1 protein-coding gene and 1 pseudogene are annotated in these 1521 nt (G+C 58.3%); both read right to left on the minus strand.

Annotation, left to right across the window (positions count from 1 at the left end; all coding sequences use genetic code 11):
- Positions 1-194, minus strand: a pseudogene (locus NTD85_RS08895) (hypothetical protein); the annotation flags it as partial.
- The coding region (locus NTD85_RS08900; RefSeq protein ID WP_262141989.1) for a hypothetical protein at positions 191-1521 on the minus strand (1331 nt) is incomplete at its 5' end. The pseudogene NTD85_RS08895 and the gene NTD85_RS08900, both read right to left, overlap by 4 nt.

Raw genomic sequence — 1521 nt, forward strand, 5'->3', positions numbered from 1 at the left:
ACCTCGGCGCTGCCGCGCAGCAGTACGCCGCTGCAAAAATACGCGGGATGCTCGCCCACGCATTCGGCCGTGGTGTTCTGATAGCGCGTATTGAGCAGCTTGGCCACTTCCGGGCCGGTGGCGGCGAAGGCGAGGGTGCTGAAAAGCCAGAGGGTGAGCAGCAGTTGCTTGAGCAACGAAATGGGAGTGTTCATCGGGAATACTCCAACGTTGCCGAGTGAGGTGGTGGGTTCTGCAGGGCGGTCTCTGAAACACTTTGGTCGGCAGGGTCGTAGGCGAATTCATGGCCTGTATCTGCCGCAAGACTCAAATGCACAACGGGCAGAAAACGACCGGTCTGCTGAAAGAAGTCTTGCTGAAAAAAAGCCGCATTGGCCTTTCCAGCGGCCGCGATATAGAAAAAAGCCTCAAGGGGAAGTTGAGCGCCGATGTCTTGCGGCCACGAGGCGATGACGACCTCGTTGTGCTGGCTCTGATCGGTTGCGTTCAGAAAGGAACGCGCCACGATGCTCTGCTCGAACTGTGCCGGGCTGCTGTTGAAGCTGCAGCCAGTGCTCTTGTGAGAGAGCGTGTAAAAAAGGTCTACCCATTGTTCGCCAGTGCTGATCCCTTGTTCTTCACAAGGCCTGCTTCGCACCGGATCGTAGCTATGCTCGTTGCAACCGGATGATCTGAAGTCGGTTCCTCCATCAAATGGAAACGCGCAGCGCAGCGTGAGAGGGTAAGCGACGGGGGCGGCCAGCTCTTTGATGATCAAACCCTGATTCTTGCCATAGACGAGTCTGGATGCGAAAACATCGGAACGCAGGTAGGAGAACGCCACTGCGTTTCGCAGGGTAGAGCCCGGGCTGGGATTCCATGCATGAAACGCTGGCGATGCATCGGTGATACGTATCAACACGCCATTGCAGTTATACGCAGCGGTATCACCTCGACAGTTGGGAGACGTATCGGCGTATCGCGCGTTCAATCGCGAAGCGACCTCATAGCCGTTGTACAACTGTTCCTGCAGGTTGAAGCCGAACACCGCGCCGGGTGGCTGGCGCAGATCCATGCGCAGAACCGGCAACCAGTCCCCGGTGGCAGTGAAGTAATCACGCTGATCCCTCTGGGCACCGAGCAATGCGCCGGTTTGCGAGGTGTCGTAAAACAGCGCTTGTATCGGGATCTGTTTGGGGGCAGTGGCGTCCCAGTTTTTGATCTGCACCAGGTTGGGTTTGGCGACCCAGGTGGCATCGAAGCCCTGATGGGCGATGAGGCTGGCCTTGAACAGCAACGGTACCTGGCTGCTGAGCGAGCATTGCTTGTCAGGTTGCAGGTTTTGTTGCTGAAAGTGCGCGATCCAGCCCTGCGCATCGCTGACGCCTTGGGTGGCGCACGAAGAGGGATCCGCTTCGGCGTGGGCGGCTGCCATTGCGCCACAACCGAAGTCGGGGCGGGTGGCCGTCATGGCAAACTCAAACGGATAGACGCACAACACCTCGAGCGCTTTGCTCTGGCCGATGGCAGAGAAGGTGTCGC

The organism is Pseudomonas sp. 13B_3.2_Bac1, from assembly GCF_025466205.1.
Lineage (GTDB): Bacteria > Pseudomonadota > Gammaproteobacteria > Pseudomonadales > Pseudomonadaceae > Aquipseudomonas > Aquipseudomonas fluorescens_H.